18 protein-coding genes, 2 pseudogenes and 1 other annotated feature are annotated in these 19,852 nt (G+C 65.6%); of the genes and pseudogenes, 11 read left to right on the forward strand and 9 right to left on the reverse strand.

From position 1 onward, the window contains the following. Positions 1 to 166: 166 nt before the first annotated feature. The 4 genes from OHB01_RS12520 to OHB01_RS12535 all read right to left on the reverse strand — a co-directional run bounded on the left by OHB01_RS12520 (position 167) and on the right by OHB01_RS12535 (position 3,267). Entirely contained in the window at positions 167 to 625 is a 459-nt protein-coding gene (locus tag OHB01_RS12520; RefSeq protein WP_328855376.1) for a hypothetical protein, read from the reverse strand. Next, entirely contained in the window at positions 594 to 1,793 is a 1,200-nt protein-coding gene (locus OHB01_RS12525; RefSeq protein ID WP_168066700.1) for an ISAs1 family transposase, read from the reverse strand. Before OHB01_RS12525 ends, OHB01_RS12520 begins: the two co-directional genes overlap by 32 nt. A 64-nt stretch (positions 1,794 to 1,857) precedes the next feature. Beyond that, on the reverse strand, positions 1,858 to 2,382 hold the full coding sequence (locus OHB01_RS12530; RefSeq protein ID WP_328855377.1) for a hypothetical protein: 525 nt from the start codon (positions 2,380 to 2,382) through the stop codon (positions 1,858 to 1,860). 153 nt (positions 2,383 to 2,535) lie between these two features. Continuing rightward, complete coding sequence (locus OHB01_RS12535; RefSeq protein ID WP_328855378.1) at positions 2,536 to 3,267, reverse strand: hypothetical protein; 732 nt, start codon at positions 3,265 to 3,267, stop codon at positions 2,536 to 2,538. A 346-nt stretch (positions 3,268 to 3,613) separates the two neighbouring features. Between OHB01_RS12535 and OHB01_RS12540 the strand changes: the two genes are divergently transcribed. Beyond that, entirely contained in the window at positions 3,614 to 4,180 is a 567-nt protein-coding gene (locus tag OHB01_RS12540) for a kinase (RefSeq protein WP_328855379.1), read from the forward strand. Positions 4,181 to 4,786: 606 nt separating this feature from the next. On the opposite strand, the gene OHB01_RS39890 is transcribed toward OHB01_RS12540, so the two are convergent. Beyond that, positions 4,787 to 5,029, reverse strand: a complete 243-nt coding sequence (locus OHB01_RS39890) for a hypothetical protein (RefSeq protein ID WP_419197585.1) — start codon at positions 5,027 to 5,029, stop codon at positions 4,787 to 4,789. Then, positions 4,969 to 5,436 carry a DUF6444 domain-containing protein gene (locus tag OHB01_RS39895; protein WP_419197572.1) on the reverse strand — a complete coding sequence of 156 codons (468 nt, stop codon included), beginning with the start codon at positions 5,434 to 5,436 and terminating at the stop codon, positions 4,969 to 4,971. Before OHB01_RS39895 ends, OHB01_RS39890 begins: the two co-directional genes overlap by 61 nt. 564 nt (positions 5,437 to 6,000) lie before the next feature. On the opposite strand from OHB01_RS39895, the pseudogene OHB01_RS12550 reads away from it, so the two are divergent. Beyond that, positions 6,001 to 6,807: pseudogene (locus OHB01_RS12550) on the forward strand (transposase); the annotation flags it as partial. Here the strand turns inward: OHB01_RS12550 and OHB01_RS12555 are convergent. Continuing rightward, a complete protein-coding gene (locus OHB01_RS12555) occupies positions 6,801 to 7,583 on the reverse strand; it encodes a transposase family protein (RefSeq protein WP_328708509.1) in 783 nt (260 codons plus the stop codon). The pseudogene OHB01_RS12550 and the gene OHB01_RS12555 sit on opposite strands and share 7 nt — an antisense overlap. A gap of 128 nt (positions 7,584 to 7,711) precedes the next feature. Between OHB01_RS12555 and OHB01_RS12560 the strand changes: the two are divergent. The 4 genes and pseudogenes from OHB01_RS12560 to OHB01_RS12575 all read left to right on the forward strand — a co-directional run. Further along, positions 7,712 to 8,239, forward strand: a pseudogene (locus OHB01_RS12560) (transposase); the annotation flags it as partial. Between the two features lie 363 nt (positions 8,240 to 8,602). Then, positions 8,603 to 9,822, forward strand: a protein-coding gene (locus tag OHB01_RS12565; RefSeq protein ID WP_328853951.1) for an IS3 family transposase whose coding sequence is annotated in 2 segments (ribosomal slippage) — positions 8,603 to 8,882 and positions 8,882 to 9,822 — 1,221 coding nt in all. Because the reading frame shifts where the segments join, the coding sequence is not laid out codon by codon here. After that, positions 8,881 to 8,994 (forward strand) — a sequence feature (AL1L pseudoknot). It overlaps the preceding gene by 114 nt. 727 nt (positions 9,823 to 10,549) lie before the next feature. After that, positions 10,550 to 11,830 carry a tyrosine-type recombinase/integrase gene (locus tag OHB01_RS12570; RefSeq protein WP_419197573.1) on the forward strand — a complete coding sequence of 427 codons (1,281 nt, stop codon included), beginning with the start codon at positions 10,550 to 10,552 and terminating at the stop codon, positions 11,828 to 11,830. An 86-nt stretch (positions 11,831 to 11,916) separates the two neighbouring features. Beyond that, a complete protein-coding gene (locus OHB01_RS12575) occupies positions 11,917 to 12,609 on the forward strand; it encodes a DUF2637 domain-containing protein (protein ID WP_328855381.1) in 693 nt (230 codons plus the stop codon). A 48-nt stretch (positions 12,610 to 12,657) separates the two neighbouring features. Here OHB01_RS12575 and OHB01_RS12580 read toward each other — a convergent pair whose 3' ends face one another. Continuing rightward, on the reverse strand, positions 12,658 to 13,812 hold the full coding sequence (locus OHB01_RS12580; protein ID WP_328855382.1) for an ImmA/IrrE family metallo-endopeptidase: 1,155 nt from the start codon (positions 13,810 to 13,812) through the stop codon (positions 12,658 to 12,660). After that, the gene (locus OHB01_RS12585; protein ID WP_328855383.1) at positions 13,809 to 14,171 is read right to left on the reverse strand and encodes a hypothetical protein; all 363 of its coding nucleotides are present in this window, start codon (positions 14,169 to 14,171) and stop codon (positions 13,809 to 13,811) included. Before OHB01_RS12585 ends, OHB01_RS12580 begins: the two co-directional genes overlap by 4 nt. Positions 14,172 to 14,334: 163 nt before the next feature. On the opposite strand from OHB01_RS12585, the gene OHB01_RS12590 reads away from it, so the two are divergent. From OHB01_RS12590 to OHB01_RS12610, 5 genes are all read left to right on the forward strand, one after another. Further along, the gene (locus OHB01_RS12590) at positions 14,335 to 14,799 is read left to right on the forward strand and encodes a hypothetical protein (RefSeq protein WP_328855384.1); all 465 of its coding nucleotides are present in this window, start codon (positions 14,335 to 14,337) and stop codon (positions 14,797 to 14,799) included. Positions 14,800 to 14,804: 5 nt separating this feature from the next. Continuing rightward, positions 14,805 to 15,281 carry a DUF7665 family protein gene (locus OHB01_RS12595; RefSeq protein ID WP_328855385.1) on the forward strand — a complete coding sequence of 159 codons (477 nt, stop codon included), beginning with the start codon at positions 14,805 to 14,807 and terminating at the stop codon, positions 15,279 to 15,281. 14 nt (positions 15,282 to 15,295) lie between these two features. Further along, the gene (locus tag OHB01_RS12600) at positions 15,296 to 15,838 is read left to right on the forward strand and encodes a hypothetical protein (RefSeq protein ID WP_328855386.1); all 543 of its coding nucleotides are present in this window, start codon (positions 15,296 to 15,298) and stop codon (positions 15,836 to 15,838) included. After that, positions 15,835 to 17,196, forward strand: a complete 1,362-nt coding sequence (locus OHB01_RS12605; RefSeq protein ID WP_328855387.1) for a hypothetical protein — start codon at positions 15,835 to 15,837, stop codon at positions 17,194 to 17,196. Before OHB01_RS12600 ends, OHB01_RS12605 begins: the two co-directional genes overlap by 4 nt. A 453-nt stretch (positions 17,197 to 17,649) precedes the next feature. Further along, positions 17,650 to 19,776 (forward strand): helix-turn-helix transcriptional regulator, encoded by a 2,127-nt coding sequence (locus OHB01_RS12610; protein WP_328855388.1) that lies wholly within the window; start codon positions 17,650 to 17,652, stop codon positions 19,774 to 19,776. Positions 19,777 to 19,852: the final 76 nt, after the last annotated feature.

Below are 19,852 nucleotides of genomic sequence, written 5' to 3' on the forward strand. Positions count from 1 at the left end.
ATTCCTTCCGACGTTCAAAAAGATAAGGACGGAGGGGTTTACGGGTCGATGATGTCAGCTTGAGGATCTTGGGGGTGCCAGCACTCCCTCCACGTTCCGGGATATCGCCGTTGCGTCACCGGTCGGGGCCTGTGCTACCAGCGGAACCAATGCCTGGGGGAAGCGGCTACCATTCCCGCGCCCAATGAGGGGAGGGCGCAGGGGCCGGAGTGAAATCGCGCAGGTCCTGGGACCATGTTCGCGTCCACGAGCCCGATTGCCGATCGGTGATCGTCACGAGGCCGTCGCGGGTGGCCATGAGCAGTCTTCCCTTACTGTCCCAATCGGCCCAGACGGCCTCGGGCAGCGGAGTGAAGGCACCGTCGGCCTCCCTCCGCAGATAGCTCACCTGGACGCCCTCGATGCCGTGCCGCTGAAAGTCGGTGCCGGTGTGGGCCAATACCAGGGCGTGGTCGTCACACCGGCGGGTGCGCTCGATGAGCACGGCTTGACGCAGTTCCGGGGGCAGCCGCTTGGCCGCTTCCTGGGGCAGGGGGCGCCAGCCGCGATTGAGCTCGTTCAGGAGGTCCCGGCGCACCAGGGCTGAAGCGTTCTCAGGTTGTGAGACCGAGTAGCTGAAGTGCATCGGTGGGGTGGCTGCGGTAGTGGTCGGTGGCGGCGGCGATGTTGGTCCAGCCGATCAGGCGGGCCAGGCCGATGGCCAGATTGCGGAGGCTCGCCATGATCCGGGGTGCGGCCCCGGTCCTCATCGTGCAGGCGTCTTCGCGGTAGGTGACGTCGCGGATGTGGTGCAGGGCTTCGATGCTCCAGTGGCCGCGGATCAGTCCGGCGAGGTGGGCATGGGTGATCTGGCCGGGGTGCAGGCTGGTGATGGCGTAGATGGTGACGATGGTGGTCTTCCCGGTGGCGTTGTTGGTGCGGCGTCGTTTGACCTGGATGGCCTGGGCGGCGTGGGGGAAGGGCAGGCCTGGGCGGACGGTGCAGATCTTCATGCGGCGGATCTCGCGGCGTCCGTGCCGGGTCTCGTCGGTGCGGTCGTTGAGGATGGCCTCGCGCCAGGGCAGGGCCTTGAGCCGGCGCAGCAGGGTGGGCTGGTTGCCCTTGACGATGAACACGTAGTGCCCTCCGGCCGCGACGATCTGCCTGGCGTGCTCGTGCTGGGTGTGCAGGGCGTCGGCGGTGATGACCACGCTGGTGAGGTCGAGCCCGGACAGCAGGGGCGTGAACGCGGGGATCTCGTTGCTTTTGGCTGCGACCTGGGCTTGAGCCATCACCGTCTGGGTGTCGTGGCGGGTGGCGGCCAGCAGGTGGGTCACACGGTCGCCGGTGCGGCTGCCGCGCAGGGTTTTGCCGTCCACGGCCAGGCCGAGTAGCGCTGTTCTGCCGTTCGTGCCGTTCGTGCCGTTCGTGCCGGTCGCTGGTGGCGCGGCGGCCAGCCTGGCCAGGTAGGCGCAGGTCGCAGCGTCGAAGTCGTCGCCGTCCAGGCGGGCCAGCAGCCGTCCCAGGGTGGAGGCGGCCAGCCGTACGGGGCCCGGGAGACCGATCCGGGCGCGTAGCTCGGGATCGTATCCGGCGATGAACCGGGTGATCTTCGCCAGGGAAGTCGCTCCGCCGAGCACGGCGAGCAGGGCTAACGCGAGCAGCGGGCCGAGTCGGTAGCGGCGCCCGCGGCGGCTGCGAGGGTCCGGTATGGCATCCAGCACCTCGGCAAGGGTGGGCAGGTCGGACAGCGGATCGCAGATGGTGACGCGCTCCAGGTGGCGGGAGAGCACGTCGATCGGGGATGATGGCACGCGAACGCGACCCCTGTTCTTGATCGACTGGCTAGACACCGACGATCATGAGGGGTCGCGTTTGTCATCTCCGCACCGGGGCGCCCTCAACTACCCGTCCGTCCCAGGGCTGCGCCCATCTCACCAGCCGAGAACGCTTGGGCCCTGCCCGGCGCACCCAGTCGTGGTCGAGATCCCGCACCGTCACCCGATAGGGATAGCTGCCGTGGAAGGGCTTCTTGTCCATCGAAGCGGAGATCGTCAGGCTGTTGTCCGGGGCGAATTCGCAGCCGCCGGTCCACGTGCCGTGCGTCTGCCAAGCCGTGAGCGCGGTCAGCCACGGCGTTTTCGACACCGCGAAATAGGTGTCCCACGGCGACTTCCCGCGCCCGAGTGCGAAATAACCGAGAAGCGTGCCGTCGGGGGAAACGGCACACCGGCGTGGATAAAGAGTTCCCCGGAGCCAGGCGCCGGGGGTCACCTCGCAACGGAGGAGGTCCCATTTCATCAGGTGCCACCAGCCGGCCGGGCCTCGGCGCATGATCAGCGCGACGGGCGCGGCGGTGGCGGGGAGCACATAGAGACGGCAGGGCGGCGCAGGGTAGGTCATCGGCGGCTCCGCGTTCGGGATTTCGACGTTAGCCCGCCGGCACCCCGGACGCGCGGGGTTCAATTCGCCCCACCGGGCACGGCGTCGCGCGGCGGACGCGGCACCGTTAAAGATGCCATGCCCCCCGTACGGCCCTTGTCGATGACGTGGAGCTCAGCCGCAGTGAAGGAACGCGGTCGTGGTGCCCGCGGTGGTGACGAGGCCCGTCCTCACGTCGAGGACCACGATGGTGGCCGGCCCCGTCTGGTAGCTGCGGCACCAGACGTCCGCGACGTGCTGCCATCCCGGCAGATTGCCGTAGGCGTCGGCGTACAGCGTGCCCAGCCCGTACGGCCCGGTCGTGCCGATCCCGACCGCGGAGAACGTCACCGCGCCGTAGGGCGTGAGCCCGCTGCCGTTGGCGAACAGGCGGCCGCCCAACTGGTTGAGCGTGGTGGAGATGCTCACCCCGCCGCGCGGGGTCGCGCCCGGGTCCGCCAGCCGCAGGTGGGCGCTGGAGTTGTCGCTGTAGGCCTGGTCGCGGCTCGACTGCGGCACGCAGACGTGGTCCGAGGGCCGCGTCTCACGCCAGACGTAGCCCTGCTTGCAGGTGTCCGGCCCATAGGGGCCACCGCCCGGCTCGCGGCGCGACGGGCCCAGCGCGTTCTCCGTCGCGGTCTGCGTGCGGATCGCCGGCGTCACGCAGACCTGATCGCCCGCGTAGGCATCCCGCCACACGTACCCGTTCGCGCAGGTGTACGGCCCGTACGGAAGGTCGGCCGCCATAGCCGGCGAATTCGTCACCACCAGGCTTGTCAGCAGCGCGACCACGGCGGTCAGCCACGCCGTTATGCGCCGCAGGGCGCGTAAACCGGCTTTCTCGGTGGCTCTTCTTTCGCAACCCATCTTTCCTCCCCGGTTACCAGGGTCAATGCGGCCGGCCAATATGGCCGCGACGTTTCGAAAATCGGCAAAAACCAACGCCGTATCGGTCCGAATTCGGAGAGGGGATCCGCGTCCCTGCTGCTCTACGCACACAGGTATCTCGTAGTGAGTACCTTTGTCAAAGATGTAATGCGCTGCGTGTTAAGGGAGCCTCGGAAAGAGCTGAATCGCCGTGCTAGTGCGGTCGCATCCCGGCCGGACCGGCGCTGAAATTTCAGGCCGCCCTGGAATACTCCGGCGGGCGGGACGTCAGCAGCCGGCAGGGAAAGGCAGCGTGTCGCCCGCGGACTGCTCGTACCCTGAGCGGATGCGTACGGGCTCTCTGGACACCTGTTTGATCGTTCTTCGCGGGAACTCCGGCTCCGGGAAGACCAGCGTCGCCCGGGCCGTGCGGGCCGCCTACGGCCGTGGCCTGGCGCTGGTCGGCCAGGACGTCGTACGGCGGGAGCTGCTGCGGGAGCGGGACGTACACGGCGGCGTGAACATCGGCCTCATCGACACGATCGTCCGGTATTCCCTCGATCACGGGTATCACGTCCTGCTCGAAGGCATCCTCACCGCCAGCCGGTACGGGGAGATGCTGCAGTCCCTACACCGTGACCATGCCGGGACCAGCGCCTTCTTCTACCTGGACGTGTCCCTTCCGGAGACGCTCCGGCGACATGACAGCCGCCCCCTGAGGTCGGAGTTCACCCCCGACGAGATGCGGGAGTGGTATCGCGAGCGCGACCTGCTCCCGGACGCGTGCGAGACGGTCATCGGCGAGGACAGCCCACTGGAGGCGACGGTGCGGCAGGTGCTGCGACAGGCGCGCCTACTCCAGCACAAACCCGTGACAACCCCGCACCATGACGGCCGCCTCGATCCGCCATGATCTGGCGATCGCGGCCAGCGAGATGGTCGTGGTCGCCTGGCCGGGCTGTACGTGTGAGCTGGACATGGAAAACCCGGCCCACAAGGAGCCGGGTGGTATATGCAAGCACTATAACCAACGTTCGTCGCTCCGGCTCGTCCCGTGGGCATCCTCCGTAGCGACGGGAGCTTTTTGACGCTGCCGCGCTCGATGGGATCTACGCTGCCGTGGGCGATCAGCGCCTTGAGGTGGACGTCAAGTTGCAACCTCTGATAGTCGCCCGGCAATGCAGAAGGCCGGCTCCGATCTTCGGAACCGGCCTCTTGGCTGGTACTACCTGGTCGGGGTGGCGGGATTTGAACCCACGGCCTTCGTCCCGAAGCAATCAAGATCAGGCTGGCACATGGGCCTACCGCGTCGGTGACCTGCTGTTTTGCTCCATGGTGATGATCCACCGGTGTCCGGGGCCGTCCGCGGCCGTTGTCACTCAGTTCGTCACTCAGTCCTAGGCCCCATCCGGGCCGGTGCTCCGGCTCGTCGCGCCCCGGAGACTGGGGTAGTACAACACCTCGACATACATGATTCGGTTACGTACAACGTCTAGGATCAGGTCACCCTTCTTGGGGATCAGCGGTACGCAACGGTGCCCGGGACCGTAGGCCCCATCAGGAGGTGGGGCTGTGTAGAAGCTCTGGCAGAAATCATCACCGACGGTGCGCCCGCCACCCCGACGGGCATGTCCGCGCTGGTGAGGCGGCCGCATCCGCGACATCGGCAGCGATGCGCCCGATGCTCGGTCACCGTGACCGTCACCAGGGGGATATCGCGGACCTGCCGGCGCGAGTAGTCGACACTGCCGCCGGCCGACAGGTCCTTCCCGCATCCGCCGCACGCGGCCGGGACGTGGTCTTCGACCTCGTCCGGGTCGTCTGCCATCGCCAGACCGCTTCCCGGCGCGGTCCCCGTTTGCGCCCGCTCTTGGCCGGCGGCTTCTTGTCGGGGCGGACAAAGGTGTCGCTGGACGGCGGTAACGACGAGTTCCCCGAGTTGCGGCTCTGCCTGCGTTCCAGCTCGGCGACCCGCGCGCCCAACCGCTCGACGGTCGCTTCCAGCTGCGCGATCGTCTCCCGCTGGGCCTCGATCGTGGCCATCTGCCGGACCACCAGCGAGGCCAGCTCGTCATACGACGGGCGGCGATCCGGGGTCTTCGGCACCCAAAGATCATCCACCACCCAGGCGGTGCTCACACCAGCGTGATCACGAACTGCTGAATGCATACCCCGACCGATTGACCAGCAAGCATCACAAAGCGTCGCAGAACTGATGAATGCTTACAGCGCAACTGGACCCTCACGAAATCACACAACGTGATCTTTGCTTACCGAGAATGACTCATTGACATCTGCTTATCATGGCGGCGATCATGCATCTTGGGAACCGATTAACGGCAGTTAGCGTCGACTCGAGGGCTGTTATGCGAGAAGGTTGTCGGCGGCGGACGGGGGACGAGTGCCGCTGGAGTATCGGCGATCCGCTGGTGATCGGTTGTGCTCCTGGTCGGCCAGTGTGTAAATAACTGAGTATCAACAAGACTCTTGTCGTCTCATAAATCGGTCGGGCCGTCTTCTCGGTCTGCGTCTTTCTGGAATTCGAAAGATTGATGCACCGCATCGTTCACGCACAGGAGCGTTGCGGAATTTTTCTTTCATGAGGTGTTGTGGGGTAACTATGAGGTTGTCCCGTAGCTCGTAGAACTTGAAGTGGCGGTCCCCGCCTCGGGCCCTACCTGGTGGTAGGTCTCGAGCAATCGCCAAATCACTCCGAGTAAGGAGACGGGGACCGTGAGCAAGACCTACCAGAACAACCGCCGACGCGCCCAGCAAGCCGCCGAAGACGTGGCCGTTCCGCATACCGTGAGCGTGGCCATGGAGCAGATCGCCGCCTCGATGAAGGACGGCCTGCTCGCGCTGGCTGTGCAGTCCGGCCTGGCCGTGATGTTCGCGATGCTGGAGGAAGACGTCACCGCGCTGTGCGGTCCCCGGGGCAAGCACAACCCCGACCGCCTCGCGGTCCGGCATGGCAGCGACGCCGGATCGGTGGTGCTGGGCGGCCGCAGGCTGCCGATCCGCCGCCCCCGGGTGCGCACCGCAGACGGCGCAGGCGAGGTCGCCATCCCGGCCTATGAACTGTTCTCCTCCACTGAGATCCTCGATGAGATGGCGCTCGGCAAGATGCTCGGCAAGCTCTCCACCCGCCGCTACCGGCTCGGGCTTGAGCCGGTCGGCGGCGCCGTCGAGCGCTCCTCCACCGGCACGTCCAAGTCGGCGATCTCGCGACGCTTCGTCGTCGCCACCGAGCGCGCCCTGGCGGAGTTGATGTCGGCCGACCTGTCCGGGCTGGATCTGGCCGCCCTCATGCTGGACGGGGTGCACTTCGGCGAGCACACCTGCATCGTGGCGCTGGGGATCGGCATCGACGGCACCAAGCACCCTCTTGCGTTGGTGGAGGGCTCCACCGAGAACGCCACCCTGGCCCGCGAGTTGATCGTCGGCCTGCGTGAACGCGGCCTGAACGTCACCCGCCCGATCCTGGTCGTGCTCGACGGCTCCAAAGCGCTGCGCCGGGCGGTACTGAGCCAATTTCATCCTCGGGAGGCGTGTGCTACCCGATGGTTCTGAAGGACCGCGATGGCTTTGACCAGGTGGCCGGTCTTGCTCGGGCTACATCGCAGCTTGCGCAGGATGCGCCAACTCTTGAGCTGGGCGTTCGCGCGCTCACCAGGCCCGCGGAGCTTGGCGTGTGACCGGTTGGCCTGCTTTTGAGACTCGGGCTTGTTCCTGCCCTTGTACGGCGTGATCAGCACCTCGGCCCCGGCGCCCTGATAGGCCTTGTCGGCCAGGGTGATGATCCCGGCTTGGTCGAGCGCGCGCAGGATGCCCCAGATCCGGGCGGCGGTCAGGTCGTGGGTCTTGCCTGGCAGCGCACCGGAGGTCCACACGATGGTCCCGTCCGGTCCCGCGATGACCTGCACGTTCATCCCATGCACGCGATGCTTGCCCGAGTAGTAGGGCCGGTCGGCCTTCACTCGGTCGGTGCGGATGAGCGTGCCGTCCAAGACCAGGTAGTGCAGGCCGTCCTTCGTGGCCTTCCGCAGCGCCGTCGCCAGTTTCGGTGATCGAGCCGACAGCAGGGCGACGGTTTCCTCCACATACCGCCACGCGGTGGCCGCCGACACTCCGAAACCCGCTCCGACCTCGGCGAATGTCTCGCCCTTGCGCAGATAGACCAGCACCAGGAGCGCCTGCTGCCCGGGGTAGAGCCGCCGCCACGTCGATCCGATGGCCTTGCGCCGCCTGCGGATCAGTCCGGCCACGTAGTTCAGCGTTGAACGCGACAAATCGACGGCAGCACGATAGAACAGCACCCGAAGCTCCTGGCGATGACGGTGATGGTTGTGGTGATCAACCCGTCTACCAGGAGCTTCGCCACATCATGAGGAAAACCCGAGCATCGCGATCATGCTGTGACCGGCTTAGCCGCCCGGCGGATGAAAAACGTTCACTGGATGTGTTCGACCACCCGGTGATTCAGCGCTGTCAGCTCCACAAGATCAGGAATGTCCGGGACAAGCTCCCTGAGAAGCTACGCGCTGTGGCCGAGAAGCGGATGCGCGACGCCTACCACGCCGATACCCCGCTCGCCGCCGAAGCCAAGCTGACCACGCTGGCCGCTGAACTGGACAAGAAGTATCCCGGAGCCGCGGCCTCGCTGCGAGAGGGAATGGACGAGACGCTGACCATCCTGCGGCTGGACGTGCCACCGACACTCGCGCGCTCGCTGCGCTCGACCAACCCCATCGAATCGATGATCTCCATCTGCCGCGACCACGCCGCCAACGTCAAGAACTGGAAGGACGGGCAGATGGCGCTGCGCTGGTGCGCGGCCGGCATGACCGAAGCCACCAAGCAGTTCCGCCGCGTCAACGGCTTCCTGCACCTGCCCACACTCCGCAGCGCGCTTGACCGGCACGTCGCAGCCCAGAACCCGACCTCAAACTGCTACAACGAGAACGTCGCCTGACCGCGGGACCGCCGATCAAGTTCCACGAACGTCGGGACATCCTCCGCTTCCGTCGACACCGGTGGTCTCGCAGCTTTCCGCCCTTCCGCCCGGCACCGCCGGCCCTACGCCGACGACGGCGTCCACTACGCCCACGCTGCAGGCTCGGGCGGATGACGCCGACGGTCGTGCGATGACGGTTGAGTTCCAAGCCGAGCACGACCCCGAGGTGACCTCCCAGGGGAGTGGCCAGATTTGGACGGGATCGGCTACGGACGTTGCAGCGGGGTCAACGGCGTCGGTCCAAATCCCTGAACCACTCCGACTTTCGTGGAGGCCCTGAAGCCAGCATCATCTGCTGGCGGAAGGGAGAATCACGTCACGATGCCAGCCCCGAGGAAGTATCCCCAAGAGCTTCGAGAGCGCGCGGTGCGCATGGTCTTTGAGGTCCGCCGGCAGACCGGCGGTGCCCCCGGCGCGATCGCCCGGGTGGCCGATCAGCTCGGTGTTCACCGCGAGGCATTGCGCGGGTGGGTGCGCCAGGCCGAGATCGACGAGGGGCAGCGGCCGGGCACCTCGACCACCGACGCCCAGCGGATCGCCGAGCTGGAGCGCGAGGTGCGCGAGCTGCGCCGCGCCAACGAGATCCTCAAGGCCGCGGCCGCTTTTTTCGCGGCCGAACTCGACCCCCGGCCGCCCAGGTAGTCGCCTTCATCGACGCTCACCGCGGCGCTTTCGGCGTCGAGCCGATCTGCCAGGTGTTGCAGGTGGCGACGTCGACGTACTACGCGGCCAAGTCCCGTCCGCCCTCAGCCCGGCAGGTGCGGGACGCCCAGCTCATGGCCGAGATCACCACGGTGTGGAACGAGAACTTCGAGGTGTATGGCGTGCGCAAGATGTGGAAGGAGCTCAACCGGCGCGGCACCCGCGTGGCCCGCTGTACCGTGGCCCGGCTGATGAAGCGCCTGGGGCTGGCCGGGGCGGTTCGCGGGGACCACAAGCGACCGACCACGATCCCCGATGCTCTCATTGACCGGCCCGCCGACCTGGTCAAACGCGACTTCACCGCCCCCTCCCCCAACCGGTTGTGGGTCGCCGACCTGACCTACATCCCCACCGCGTCGGGGTTCGTGTACGCGGCGCTGGTGATCGACGCGTTCTCGCGGATGATCGTCGGGTGGCGTCTGGCCGATCATCTGCGCACCGACCTGGCGCTGGACGCGCTGGAGATGGCCATCTGGCGTCGCGGAGACGGACGGCGGCTGGAGGGCCTGGTGCACCACTCCGACCGCGGCTGCCAGTATCTGTCGATTCGCTACACCGAGCGCCTGTCGGGTGCCGGGGCGGTCTGCTCGGTCGGATCTCGAGGGGACAGCTATGACAACGCCCTGGCCGAAAGCACCATCGGGCTGTACAAGACCGAGCTGATCCACCGGCGCGGCCCGTGGAACGGCCTGGACGACGTCGAGATCGCCACCATGGAATGGGTCGACTGGTACAACAACCGGCGCCTCCACAGCGCCTGCAACGACCTTCCACCAGCCGAATTCGAGACCCACTACCGAACCCAAACCGCCCCGGCTATCCTCACCCCAGCCAGCTAACCCGGCCTCCACGAAACTCGGCGCGGTTCAGACACACTCCGAGACGGCCGACACTTCTTGCGCTAGCCCAAGTTGGCTCTCCGCGCGCCTCCTGACGCGTGGTCTCCGTGTCAGCACCGTGAGGTTCGTGCCGAACGAAGCCGCCATCTCCGTGGCGGCGGCCCCGGCTGTGCCGCTGCCGATGAATTACGACGCTCATCCTCTCCGCTCGGTCCACGGCGCCAGCAGGACGTCCTGGCCCCGCGCTGAGCGGCAGAGTGAGCCCGTGAAGCTGGCGGACGGGTATCGGAGACCTGGGGGTCGAGGTTCAACCGGGCGCGGGATCGGATGGTTTTTAGGGCTGCCTGGGGTTGCTAACGGCTACGTGATCGGGTTCAAACCACTAACGCCACGCTAACGAACGATCAAGGGCCTGACCGCTGTCTCCAGCGATCAGGCCCTTGACCTGCAACTACCTGGTCGGGGTGGCGGGATTTGAACCCACGGCCTCTTCGTCCCGAACGGGCACGACACGTTCATTCGAGCCCCTGGTCAGATCGCTTTCGGCGCGTAAAATCCCAGGTAGAAGCCACTTTTGCAGTGCCCAGTGGTGACCATGAGTGCCCACGGATGACGAAGGGTCTCACGGTCAAACGACGGTCAAACGATCAAGGAGGGGATCGACAGGTTGGGATACTCCCGGAAGCGGGTCGGCAGGGACGGCAAGCCCCGGTACACGGCCTACTACATGGACCTCAAGGGGATGGAGAAATCCGCCGGTACGTTCTCCAGCAAGAAAGAGGCCGACAGGGCGTGGCGGGACGCCGAGAGTCTGGTCGCGCAGGGGCGAGTGGGCGACCCACGGCGGGGCCGGCAGACCTTCGAGCGGTACGTGCTGGACACCTGGCTGCCGAACCACGAGATCGAGGCCACCACACGGCAGAGCTACACCTACACGATCCACCGGCATCTGATCCCCGAGTTCGGCGCGATGCGGATGATCGACATCCTTCCCGAGCACGTCCGCGCCTGGGTCGCGAGCATGAAGAAGAACGGCGTCAGCCCGGCGACCATCAAGTACGCCAAGGTCCTGCTGAGCGCGATTTTCACGACCGCCCTCAACGACCAGGTGACGTATCTGCATCCCTGCCGCGGGGTGAAGACGCCAACCGTACCGAGGAAGCCGCGCACGATCATCACGCCGGAGCAGTTCGACGTGCTCTATCGGGCGCTTCCCGATGCCGATTCGCAGCTGCTCGTGGAGACGGCGATCGAGACCGGACTGAGGTGGGGAGAACTGACCGAGCTGCGGGTCAAGGATCTGGCGCCAAGGTCGAGAATCCTGACCGTTTCCCGCGCGGTTGTCGAGGTCAACCCCAAGTTCCATCCCGACGGTGAGCGGTTCATCGTGAAGGACTATCCGAAGGACGGGGAGTTCCGACGCTTCAAGCTCACGGCACAGATCGCAGCGAAGATCGAGGCGCACATCGAGGCGGAGAAACTCGGGTCGAACGACCTCTTCTTCGTCTGGCGGCACGAACCCAAGGGCAAGCCGAAGCTCAGGCTCGCTCCCGATCCTCTCGAACTGGGCCTCACCGAGCCGAACGAGAAGGGGCGGAGTTACCGGCACGGGACGCTCAGTGCCTACACCGCGGGCAAGTGCCGTTGCGAGCACTGCCGTGCCGCGTTCGCCATATACCGCGCCGGTCGGCGGTCCTCAGGTAAGGACAGCCCGCGCGAGCCGCGACAGCGGGAGACCGACGGCCACATCCCGGCTGACTGGTTTCGGCGCCAGGTCTGGAAGCCCGCACTGAAGGAAGCCGACCTGGGGATCCACGTGCGGATCCACGACATGCGGCATGCCCACGCCTCATGGCTGCTGGCCGGCGGCGCCGACCTTCAGGTGGTCAAGGAACGGCTCGGCCACGCCTCTATCGCCACCACCGAGAAGTACCTGCACACCCTCGATGACGCCGACGAGACAGCTCTGGACGCCTTCTCGAAGATCCGGAATCGGTCCGCAAGGTGAAGGAAGTAGCGGAGAAAGAGAATCCAGGACGTTCGGACGCGCTCGTGGTTCATCGACACTGGCGCCCTCCTGACGAGGAGGCGCTGATGACTCCAGAGCTTGTCGCCGTACGCCGAATCCAGCGGACGACGATCGCAGGCGTTGCGCTACTGGCGCTGATCGCAGCGGTCGTCTCATTCCGGCACATGCACGAGCTCTGCCTGCGCTACGGCGAGGACCACCTGGCGGCGGTGCTCATCCCGCTCGCCGTCGACGGCCTAATCGTCGTCGCCTCGATGTCCATCCTGCTGGCCAACCGGAACGGCTCCCGCGGCGGCATCCTGGCGTGGAGCCTGCTCGTGGTCGGGAGCCTCGTCAGCCTCGCGGCCAACGTCGCTGTCGCCGAACCCAGCGTGATCGGCCGAATTATCGCGGCGTGGCCGAGCGCGGCATTGGTCGGTAGCTACGAGCTCTTGATGTCCCAGCTACGCCAGTGCGCCGGAAGACGGCCAGAAGCTCCGGGTCTGTTTGCTCTTAGCCCTGGCCGAATGGGTCCTGTCGCCGACACAGATGCTGACCACGTGGAGCAGCAGGACCCGCCAGAAGAAGAGGCGGGCTTGCCTGCTGAGCCCACTGGGAACGGCCGGGCGTTGCAGCGAGAGGCGTGGCGATGGGCACAGCAGAACCGCCAGGCAGACGGAGGTCTGCCCAGCGGGATCGCGATCGCCCGGGCCTTTGCTCGTAGCCCTCGTTGGGGGCGTCTGGTCAAGAAGGCAGGACTTACTGGCGAGCTGAGTTGACGCGAGGGATAGAAGGGACCCGTCGCGAGGCGGGTCCCGGGACCGGTCTCACAGCCTGTGCCCGGGAAGGAGGCCACCCAGTCTCCTGGCGCCACTGATATCTTCCAAAGCCTCGATATCCGAGTCCGTGATCTTGCCGCGCAGGTCGGAGCCGATTTGCCAGCGATCGGTTATTCGGCCGTGCCTGCCCGCGACGATCGCCGGACTGATGCCCAATCGTGTCGAGAGCATCAAGAGCTGCTCTCTGGTTGTGGCCCGGGCGATAGCAGCGGAGGCGTCTTCGGGGAAGAGAACGCTTTCGGCGAAGGCGTCAGCCTCCTGCTCCGCGGGATCCTTTTCGGAGCGCTCGCCCTCGAGACTAAGCAGGGTCGTCCGCTTGGGATGTAGCAAGATGTGCCCGATCTCGTGAATGAGGCTGAACCAGAGAATGTCTGGCCTGCGGTGCCGCTCGGTAACGCCGATCACCGGTTGGTCCACCGTGAGCCACCAAGTTGCGGCGGACAACCGAGATCCGGCCACCTGCCGCACGAACACCAGTCTCACCCCCACCTCTGCCAGGGCGTTGCGCGCCACGGTGAAGCCGTCTACAACGCTCAGGTTCGTCATCGCGGGCAGTTGTTTCGTAAGGGCGCGCAACGCGCCGATCTTGAACGGGGCGGCGTCTTGCGCATGACCAGCGAGGTCAACCAGGCGGAGCCACAACGCGATGTTCTGCTCGACGACTTCGAAAGCCTGGCTTCTTCGGAAAGAAACCCGTGGTCGTTGCCAGGTCTGCTCGAACGCCGCAGGGCTCGCGACCCCAAAGAGCTTCAACACCTTCTCGACGGCGGACTCCTTGACCTCTCTAGGGGCGATGATTCCATGGCGGACGAGCGTCGGCCGGTCAAAGGCCTTGAACCACTCCGCGTATTCCGGCAGGCGGCTGACGGCTCTCTGCCTGCTGACGTGAGCCTGGTAATCGGCGTCCGCACGCAGCCAGAACAGGGCATCCAGGCCAAGAGCACGCTCGAGCACTTGGGCGACGTCGCCGGAGATGCCGATGCTCTGTTTGACGATTTGGTTGATGTGCTTCGGCGTCAGGCCGGTGCGGTCGGCGAGGTCCGCCTGCTTGAGACCCCGCTCGTCGAGAATCGCTTGCAGGATCGCTCCAGGGTGGAGCGACCAGTCCGGCGCGAACTCCTGGATGTTCGCTGGCGTTGTCATCCTGCCGCCCTCTGCAGTTCGGACCGTCCGGCGACAACCAGCTCGGCGACCTCAAGCTTGGAGACGCTCGCCGGGAAGAGGTGAGGGCTCAGCACCTCTGCGTCGTTCTCTCCCATGGCCACGGCGTCAAGGATGACGGTCTTGTGGGCGAGCACGATCCGACTGGACGCCTCGACCTTTCCCGGCGCGATGACGCTGACCAGACCGGTGGCAAGGGCGCTGGACAGGCAGGGCGTGGCCATACGCAGCACGTGGAGCAGCAGCATCACCTCGCCGATGGCGACAGGCCACGTCTGGCTGAGCAGGTGGTACGAACTGACGACTTGCGCAAGAGCAGGGTCCGGGAACGTCAGGGTCATGTGCACATTATTCCCGCAGGTGGTTGAGGATCCAAGCCTGCTCCACGACACGCCGATGATGATTCCTTAACCATGTCCGCGATTTTCTGTGCTTCAATATCCTCGATCAAGGACGTGATCTAAACCGATCACGCCATCTAGATCCAGAGAGGGAGGGTTCCTCATGTCCCGCATCCACACCTACGTCGCGGCGGATGTCACGCCGCGTACACACACTGACATCGCGCCCGGCACGCCGCTGAACGAGATCGTGGCGGTCGGGAGCGGCTCCCTGGCCTATGGGTTCGACCAGGACGAAGCGCTCGACGTCACGAAGACCGTTGAGGAGCTGTTCGGTGGCGGCAACGTGCACGTGATCGTCCACTCCTGCCGGGAGGTCCGCGTCACCGTCACTTACGGCGGCTCGTCGCGGATCGTTCAGGCCAAGCCCGGGTGGAGGGTCGCCAAGGTCCGCCGGGAGGCGATCAACGCGTTCCAGATCGACGAGGCTTCGGCTGCGGAGTTGGTCTTGCGCCTGCCCGGGTCCGGTGAGGAACTGCCTGAGACGGATCCGATCGGTGGCTACGCCGCAGAGGGCACCTGCTCGGTGGCGCTCGACCTGGCCCCGCACGTCCGGGCGCAGGGGTGACGGCCATGCCGGGCCCCGTCCACGATCCGGGGCTGGTGCGTCTCGAGTGCGACCTCGCCTCCGCAGAGTTCGACAGCGGGGTCGACGCCGGCCTTTGGCGCCTCGTGCGACTAGACTGGCCCACGCTCGTCGTCGCCGTCACCGCGGGCGACGGACGGGAGCTCGGCATGTGCCTCAACGTCGAGGGGTATCCCGCGACCGCCCCTGGCGGGCAGCCGTGGGACCTCGACAAGGACGCCCCGCTGTCCATCGACCGGTGGCCGGTGGGCGGGACCGCGGGGCTGGTCTTTCGCAGTGACTGGTCTCTCTCGCAGGGCAACGCTCCCTACCTGGCTTGCGATCGCCAGGGACTGCTGACCCACGGGAACTGGATCACCGAGCGTCCCGACCGAGCCTGGAACCCCACCCGGACGATCACCTTCTACCTGTCCGAGATCCACCGTGAGCTTCGCAACGCTTCCCTCCCGGACGGTCACCAATGACGTCGAGCCGACCAATGCTGACCATCCGAGTCGACCGTTACGAGACCCTGCTCCGAGAACTCGCCCGTCGCGGCGGAGGCGTCCAAGAGTCCGGCGCCTTCCTTCTGACCCCCCTCGACGCGGCGACCCAGTGTGGATCTCGGCCCATCACCGGAATCACCTACTACGACGATCTCGATCCCGCCTGCCTCACCGGTGGCATCACCTTCGGTGCGATCGGCTACAGCGCGTTGAACGAACACTGCCGCCGCCACGGCCTGCAGGTGGCGGCCGACATTCACACCCATCCCGGGACGTTGGTGCGGCAGAGCCACCTTGACCGCAGCAACCCGATGATCGCCCTCCCTGGACACGTAGCGATCATCGCGCCCCGCTTCGCCCAAGGCGTGATTGAACCGACGGACCTCGGCGTCCACGTCTTCGCCGGAGCCGGCAACTGGACCTCCTCGTACGGCCACGCAGTCACCGAGGTCGTCTCACTAGAACCCATCGGCGGCGGTTCGTTCTCGCCTCTTCGCTTCATCCGTCGTCTCTTCAGCAGGGGTCACCGCCGATGATTGAGCAACTCCGCTCCGACGCCGTCCACCGGACCGCACTCCTTTCCGCGCACGACGGTTCCCAGCCGACCATACGGGCCGCGCTCGACGCCCACGCGCGAACAGGTATCACGATCTGCGCTGACGCTACGACGTGCGGTGATGTGGCCGGTCAAGCGGCCCTGCTCACCGCGGTGGCAACGGCCGTGCGTGCATTCGGTACCGTCTTCGTCGCCGTCGACGGACCCGATGAACAGCTCAAATCTGGCCCGTTCTGCGGCGTGTCACTCAGCCATGCCCTGACGGAGATCGGAGCGGTTCCCTCAGACAACGATTGCCCAGCGTGGCCGGTCCTTCTGATCGGTGCTCAGACGCCTCCGCCCGCGCCTCATCCCGACGCTCCTGTAGTGCGGGCATCTTGGAGCGGCTGGACCGCCCGTATCCAGGCTGCTGGCGACCGGACCGAAGGTGCCCTGTGCGACGACACATGTGTTCTCGCCCCGATCGCCGCTGGCGCGCTCGGCGTGGCTGAGGCTTTCACCTTCAGCCGGAGCCTGCCCGGTAACGACGCCGGATTCCGCGATGTCGCTCTGGACCTCTGGTCACTCGGACGACAGGTCGCGGCCCCCGCGCCGCTTCTGCGCTACGCCCCGTGCGCCTGGTGGCTCGTCGGACTCGGCCACCTCGGCCAGGCCAATGCCTGGGCAATCTCCTGGCTTCCTTATCGGAATCCCAGGGACATCGAGATCATCCTCCAGGACACCGATCTCACCACCCCTGCCAACCACAGCACCGGCCTGCTCACCCCTGCAAACTCCGACGGCATGCCCAAGACAAGGCTCGTCGCGGCGGTTCTCGATCGACAGTCCTACCGGACCCGCCTCGTCGAACGGCCACTGACGCCGCACACCATCGCAGCTCCTACAGACTCGCACGTGGCGCTGATCGGCGTCGACAACCTCCCTGCCCGCAGGCTGATCTCCTCAATCGGATGGCGCACTGCCATCGACGCCGGCCTCGGTGCTGGGCCTCGGGATTTTTCGGCGATCGCAATTCACCGCTTCCCCGGAGCTTTCCCCAGTACAGGCGTCCCGGCATGGGCCGACTCCACAACTCTTACGGTCACCGTCCCCGATCAACCCGCCTTCAAAGACGCGGAGTCCCGCCTCGGACGCTGTGGCGTCGTCGAACTCGCAGGTAAGGCCGTCGGAGCCGCCTACGTCGGTGCCATCGCCGCCTGCCTCACCGTCGCCGAAGCCGTCCGAGAACTCCACGGTGGTCCTGGGCATGACATTCTTACCCTCGACCTTGTCACCCACGACGCGCGAACTGCCTCGGCTGAGACCCGCGCCAACATCGTCCACGCCCCGCTCGCTTAGTCGTGAGGATCTGTCCGGTGGAGGGTGAGTCAGCTCGGCAACACTTCGATGAGACCCGCCGCCTGTCCGGTTTGCGGCTACTGTCCGCGCAGTGCCGGCGGGTTCTGTTCGGTGAGCACGCTGCGGCCCACGGGACGTTTCCCGAGGTGTCGATGTCCCGTGGTCGGAGGCGGCCTTGATCTCGGAGAGGTCTGAGCCAGATCGATGGCCTACTCGGTAGAAGTGCGGCAGGCGGTCGTGCCCCAGAAAGATTGCCGTCGCCGTCGCCGTCGCCGTCGCCGTCGCCGTCGCCGTCGCCGTCGTCGTCGCCGTCGGCGGATGGTGGCGGGTCGCTCCTACTGAAGGTGGCGGCCGTCGGAGCGACGGGTGACAGAGATGTCGGTTCCCCAAAAGTTCTTGACCTTGCAGAAACGTTGCTGAATGCTTGTCGGAAGCTTGAGGACGGAGAGTCGCATGGTTTCCGATGAAGTAAGCCCCTCGCAGCTGGGCCACCGTCTGGCTCAGCTACGTGATCAGGCCGGGATCAAGCAGGCGGAGCTGGCTCGAAGTATTACGTGGAGCCAGGCCGTCCTGTCCCGTGTTGAGGCAGGTGAGAGAGCGGTATCTGCTGAGGAACTGCAGGCGATCCTCAAGGCCATCGGCACTGAGGAGGCGGCTGGTTTGGCCCACATCCTTTCCCGTAAGTGGACGATGCTGCCCAGGCCGGCGCTCGATCACCCAGATCAGCAGCTGCTGTGGGAGGCCGAGCAGCGAGCACGTGAGCTGGACGATCTGGCTCGAAAGCCTCATGCACATCCTGCCTTCCAGACCCGCCTAGGTGAGTACATCAACGAGATTCGTCACCTGGCAGAACTGCTTCTCCGGCGCGATCACCTCATCGCCTTCATCGGAGCGATCGGCATCGGCAAGTCCACGGCCATCTGCCGTGTGACGGGACTCGAGATCGAGGACCAGGCTGGACGCCATACCGTGCTCGAGACTGCCGGAGGCGGCACCACGCTCTGCGAGGTTCACCTGAAGGTCGGGCCTGGTCATGGCATCCGTATTGAGCCGCGTACCGAGCAGGAGATCCGCGCTTGCGTCGAGGACTTCGCCGACCTCTTCTTCAAATCGGATCAGCCGGAAGACGCCAACGACCCGAGCGAAGGAGTCTCACGCGAACTCGCTCGCGCCATTCGCAATATGGCAGGCCTCGTGCGGCCGCCGGCCACCAAGGGCCCGGATGGTAAAAGGATCAAGACGCCCGACCCCGCAAAAGTACTGGCCGAAGAGTATACGGAGAAGCGCGACTTCGTCGTGGAAGTGCTCACCCGGATGAATCTTCCCCGCAGAGACCTTCGGGCTGAGTGGTGGGGGCCCTCCAAGTCCGAGAGCCCCCTGGAATGGCTGAAAACCACTTTCGAAGACATCAACAATGGTCGACACCCAGCCTTCTCCCTGCCTGCGCGGATCGAACTGGTCGTACCGGAACTCCTCCCCGTAGCCGGGCTTAACGTGAGCGTGGTGGACACCAGGGGTATCGACGGTCCCGGCGTTCGGGCTGACCTCGAAGCGCAACTTGAGAACCCGCACACCGTGTCGATCCTGTGCTCGGGGTTCAATGCGGCTCCGGATCAGAACGTCCAGGATCTACTCCGTCGCGCGCGCGAGATCAGCAACTCTCAGATTGATTCCCATGCCGGTATTCTCGTTCTGCCCCGCCCAGGGGAGGCGCTTGCAGTAAAGGACGAATCGGGGCTGCGGGTCGAGTCGAGCGAGGATGGTTATGAGATTAAGGCCGAGCAGATTACCGCCGCTCTCACGCAGTACCAACTCGCCCACCTGCCCGTACATTTCTTTAATGCCCTAGAAGATGACCCGGAGGATCTCAAGAAGTTTGTCCACCACTGCGTCAACGCGACTCGTGCCAGATTCCAGCAAAAGCTGAGAGACGTGCTGAATCGAGCTGAATCTCTCCTAGAAAACGCGGAGAAGGAACAGGTCAGGGAGATTCAGCGAGCGGTGGGTCGGTACGTCTCTGCTTGGATCGACCAAAAGTCGGACCTTGGTCGGATCCGCGCAAACATCCCGGATCCGCTCTTCGCGGAGATCCGTCGCGCATATGCCAGCAGTGTGCATGCCGCAGCGCGCAGGAAAGGGGAATGGCACTCGCTCAGCTATTCGCACCACCTCGGATTCGGCGCCCGGAAGATGGCCGTTGATGTCCTTCAGGACAAGGTCGCGGCTATCACGGACTACTGCAACACTGAGAGCACGGTTCGCTCCGAGGCCGAAGAATTGCTGCTGCAGACCGCTCGCCTAATCGCATCGGGATACGAAGAACTGCTGCGGAAGATGCAGCAGGCTGGCGTGAGCCTATTCGGGTCCGAACTCCAACAGGAATCTACCTTGTGGGGGCAGTGCACAAGCGAGTGGGGGCGCGGACCCGGCTACCGAGATCGCGTTCTTGAGCACACCCAGGAGTGGTTCGGAGCGAGTGACCGGCAAGACCTTGAGGACCGCCTCGAGGAGATGCTCCGCACAGAGTGGGAAGCACTCCTGCGCCGCATCAATTCGATCTTCGAACTGAGTGATGACTGACCGTCGTTCGCGATCCGCGTACGCCGCTATGGTGGCGGCGATGCAAGTCAGTCGGCACCTCGTTGGAGAGGCTGAG

Origin of the sequence: Microbispora hainanensis (assembly GCF_036186745.1) — a bacterium.
Classification (GTDB): domain Bacteria; phylum Actinomycetota; class Actinomycetes; order Streptosporangiales; family Streptosporangiaceae; genus Microbispora.

Excerpts from the sequence above, each read along its gene's own strand:
- OHB01_RS12520 (WP_328855376.1), bottom strand. The coding sequence starts at position 625 with ATGCACTTCAGCTACTCGGTCTCACAACCTGAGAACGCTTCAGCCCTG.
- OHB01_RS12530 (WP_328855377.1), bottom strand. The coding sequence starts at position 2,382 with ATGACCTACCCTGCGCCGCCCTGCCGTCTCTATGTGCTCCCCGCCACC.
- OHB01_RS12535 (WP_328855378.1), bottom strand. The coding sequence starts at position 3,267 with ATGGGTTGCGAAAGAAGAGCCACCGAGAAAGCCGGTTTACGCGCCCTG.
- OHB01_RS12540 (WP_328855379.1), top strand. The coding sequence starts at position 3,614 with ATGCGTACGGGCTCTCTGGACACCTGTTTGATCGTTCTTCGCGGGAAC.
- OHB01_RS39895 (WP_419197572.1), bottom strand. The coding sequence starts at position 5,436 with ATGCATTCAGCAGTTCGTGATCACGCTGGTGTGAGCACCGCCTGGGTG.
- OHB01_RS12570 (WP_419197573.1), top strand. The coding sequence starts at position 10,550 with ATGGACCTCAAGGGGATGGAGAAATCCGCCGGTACGTTCTCCAGCAAG.
- OHB01_RS12575 (WP_328855381.1), top strand. The coding sequence starts at position 11,917 with ATGACTCCAGAGCTTGTCGCCGTACGCCGAATCCAGCGGACGACGATC.
- OHB01_RS12580 (WP_328855382.1), bottom strand. The coding sequence starts at position 13,812 with ATGACAACGCCAGCGAACATCCAGGAGTTCGCGCCGGACTGGTCGCTC.
- OHB01_RS12585 (WP_328855383.1), bottom strand. The coding sequence starts at position 14,171 with ATGACCCTGACGTTCCCGGACCCTGCTCTTGCGCAAGTCGTCAGTTCG.
- OHB01_RS12590 (WP_328855384.1), top strand. The coding sequence starts at position 14,335 with ATGTCCCGCATCCACACCTACGTCGCGGCGGATGTCACGCCGCGTACA.
- OHB01_RS12595 (WP_328855385.1), top strand. The coding sequence starts at position 14,805 with ATGCCGGGCCCCGTCCACGATCCGGGGCTGGTGCGTCTCGAGTGCGAC.
- OHB01_RS12600 (WP_328855386.1), top strand. The coding sequence starts at position 15,296 with ATGCTGACCATCCGAGTCGACCGTTACGAGACCCTGCTCCGAGAACTC.
- OHB01_RS12605 (WP_328855387.1), top strand. The coding sequence starts at position 15,835 with ATGATTGAGCAACTCCGCTCCGACGCCGTCCACCGGACCGCACTCCTT.
- OHB01_RS12610 (WP_328855388.1), top strand. The coding sequence starts at position 17,650 with ATGGTTTCCGATGAAGTAAGCCCCTCGCAGCTGGGCCACCGTCTGGCT.